We start from the raw sequence: 2,565 nt of genomic DNA, 5'->3' as shown, positions 1-2,565 counted from the left end.
AGCCCGCTCGCGGTCGTGACGCGGCGCCCCGCGACGCGATGGGCCGGCACGATGCACGAGTGCACCGGCTCGCCGTCGAGCAGCACGGTGCACGCGCCGCAGTCGCCCGCGTCGCAGCCCTTCTTCACCTCGTGGTGGCCCGTCTCCCGGAGGAGCGTGCGGAGGCACTGGCCGGGGAACGGGGCCGCCTCGACCGGGGTGTCGTTCACCTCGAACCTCATCGGTCGAGCTCCTGCCGGATCTCCTCCGCGAGCAGCACGGAGACCGCGGCGCGCCAGTCGGCGGCCCCGTGGGCGTCGCTGAACCAGCTCGGGATCGCCCCGACCGCGGCCGCGAGCGACGACGCCGACGGGAGCTCCGGGAAGCGGAGCACCTCCGGTCGCGTGGTCCCGCCGGTCACGCAGAGCACGAACCCGCCGCGCGGATCGCGCCGCGCCGCGAGCACGGTGCCCGCGCGGCCGAGGGGCGCGAGCGCGATGCGGCGGAACGCGGTCTCGGCCGCCATCGCCTCCGGTGCGAGCTCGATCGACCGGATCACCTCGCCGGGCAGCAGGCTCGTCGAGCGCTGCGCGCGCACGAAGGAAGAGACGGCCTCGCGGCGCTCGCCGCCGTCCGGGGTCCAGATGACGAGCTCGCCGTCGAGCGCGCCGGCCAGCCCGATGAGCGCCCCGGCCGCGAGCGCCGTCGCGATGTTGCCGCCCACGGTCGCCGTGTTCCAGATCTTGAACGACTGGAGGAGGGATTCCGCGCACTGCCGGAAGAGCGGCAGCGCCCGCCAGCCGGGGCGCGGCGGGATGGCGACGAGCTGCGCCACCGTGCACGTCGCGGCGATCGAGAGTCCGCCGTCCGCTCGCGCGACCCAGGGCGTCCAGCCGAGGGCGACGAGGTCCACGAGCTCCGTGAGGCCGTCCTGCGGCTCCGAGAACAGCCAGGTGCCGCCACCGAGCGGGTGCACGGTGTCGGAGAGCGCTGCGAGGTCCCGCCGCGACGACGGCAGGACCACCCGGTTCAGCGTCGGCGGGTCCATCGACCCATCCCACCGCACCCGCATTGCAGCCGCATTACGGCGCATCCCGCCGCGGCGCCGAGCGCGGCGGAGGAGGATGCGAGCGTGCCATCACCCCGCGCGCTCGTCGCCGCAGCCGCCGTCGCCTACCTCGCGAACGCCGCGCTCGGCACCGCGGTGCAGACGCGGCTCGTCGACACGAGCCGGCACCGCTGGACCCACCACGCGCTCTACATCGTCACGTCGACCCTCACCACCGCCGCGGTCGTCGGAGCGTTCGCGCAGCGGTCGCCGCGAGGATGGGTGCTCGGCCCGGCGCTGCTCCCGCTCGCGCTGCTGCCGCACGTGGGCCATGCGGCTCACGCGACCACTGCGCTCGCCGCGGCACCGTTCTATGCCGGCGCGCTCGTGAAGGAGGACTGATGGAGCTCCTGGACGCCATCCGGCGCCGGCACACCACGAACGGCGGGTTCCTGCCCGACCCGGTGTCGCCCGAGCACCAGCGGCTCCTCATGGAGGTGGCCGGCCGGGCGCCCAGCCAGCTGAACAGCCAGCCGTGGCGGTTCGTGCTCATCGAGTCCAGGGAGACGATCGAGACCATCGCGGAGATCTCGGGCGCGAGCATGACGACGGCGATGAGCAACGGCACGTTCTTCGAGCGGTACAAGCCGTACTTCCGCTTCTCCAAGGCGGAGATGGCGCGGCAGCGCAGCGGCATGCTGTTCGACAAGCTGCCCGCACCCCTGCGCCCGTTCACCTCGCAGGCGTTCACGTCGCGCGGGCAGAAGCTCATGAACTCGCTGCACGTGCCGCAGACGCTCGGCGCGGAGAACCGCAAGCTCGTCGCGGGCTCGCCGCTGCTGATCGGCGTCATGCTCGACCGTGCCGAGTACCGCCCCGGGGAGCTCTCCTCCTTCTACTCGCTGTTCAGCATGGGCGCGGCGATGGAGAACCTCTGGCTCACCACCGTCGAACTCGGCATGGGCATCCAGTTCGTGTCCTTCCCGATGGAGGTGCCGGGGGAGTGGGATCGGATCGTCGCCCTCCTGAACGTGCCTGACGAGCTCGAGCTGATGGCCGTGTACCGCCTCGGCTACCTGCCCGAGCAGCGGCGGCGTCCCGCGATCGACTGGACGAGCTCGGAACGGAAGCTGCCCTCGCAGTACGTGTTCCGCGAGCGGGCCGATCGGCCGCAGGAGGGCTGGGACGACCTCGTCAGGGCGCCCGAGCACTGAGCGGGGCGGAGGGCACTCGGCCAGGGCGGGTGTGCAAGGGTCCAGCGTGCGCATCACCACCTTGAACCTCCAGGGGTTCCTCGACTGGGACGCGCGGGCGCCGCGCATCGCCGCCTTCCTGCGCGGGGTCGACCCGGACGTGGTCCTGTTCCAGGAGGTCGTGTACCTCCCCGACGTCTCGCCGTACTCGCCGGTCGAGCTGCTGAACCGCGAGCTGCGTATGCCGTTCCGGCACGAGGCGATCACGCGCCTCCAGCGCGGTCGCGCGCACCCCGTCTACCGGGAGGGGCTCGCGCTGCTGTCCCGGGTGCCGCTCGCCTCCAC

5 protein-coding genes are annotated in these 2,565 nt (G+C 72.9%); 3 read left to right on the top strand and 2 right to left on the bottom strand.

Annotated elements, in window-relative coordinates; all coding sequences use genetic code 11:
• On the bottom strand, window positions 1-221 hold a 221-nt coding region (locus ACTHLI_RS06875; protein ID WP_440182403.1), incomplete at its 3' end, for a (2Fe-2S)-binding protein.
• Window positions 218-1,027, bottom strand: a complete 810-nt coding sequence (locus tag ACTHLI_RS06870; protein WP_440182402.1) for an FAD binding domain-containing protein — start codon at window positions 1,025-1,027, stop codon at window positions 218-220. The genes ACTHLI_RS06870 and ACTHLI_RS06875, both read right to left, overlap by 4 nt.
• A gap of 84 nt (window positions 1,028-1,111) precedes the next feature.
• On the opposite strand from ACTHLI_RS06870, the gene ACTHLI_RS06865 reads away from it, so the two are divergent.
• From ACTHLI_RS06865 to ACTHLI_RS06855, 3 genes are all read left to right on the top strand, one after another.
• Window positions 1,112-1,429, top strand: coding sequence for a hypothetical protein (locus tag ACTHLI_RS06865; protein ID WP_440182401.1), 318 nt, complete (start codon window positions 1,112-1,114; stop codon window positions 1,427-1,429).
• Complete coding sequence (locus ACTHLI_RS06860; RefSeq protein WP_440182400.1) at window positions 1,429-2,241, top strand: nitroreductase family protein; 813 nt, start codon at window positions 1,429-1,431, stop codon at window positions 2,239-2,241. Before ACTHLI_RS06865 ends, ACTHLI_RS06860 begins: the two co-directional genes overlap by 1 nt.
• 46 nt (window positions 2,242-2,287) lie before the next feature.
• A partial coding sequence (locus ACTHLI_RS06855) for an endonuclease/exonuclease/phosphatase family protein (RefSeq protein ID WP_440182399.1) occupies window positions 2,288-2,565 on the top strand: 278 nt, incomplete at its 3' end.

The sequence above is a fragment of the Amnibacterium sp. genome, from assembly GCF_051956055.1.
Lineage (GTDB): Bacteria > Actinomycetota > Actinomycetes > Actinomycetales > Microbacteriaceae > Amnibacterium.
Note: the sequence above shows the minus strand (reverse complement) of the source record. Positions and strands in the feature narration are given on the sequence as shown.

Excerpts from the sequence above, each read along its gene's own strand:
- ACTHLI_RS06870 (WP_440182402.1), bottom strand. The coding sequence starts at position 1,027 with ATGGACCCGCCGACGCTGAACCGGGTGGTCCTGCCGTCGTCGCGGCGG.
- ACTHLI_RS06860 (WP_440182400.1), top strand. The coding sequence starts at position 1,429 with ATGGAGCTCCTGGACGCCATCCGGCGCCGGCACACCACGAACGGCGGG.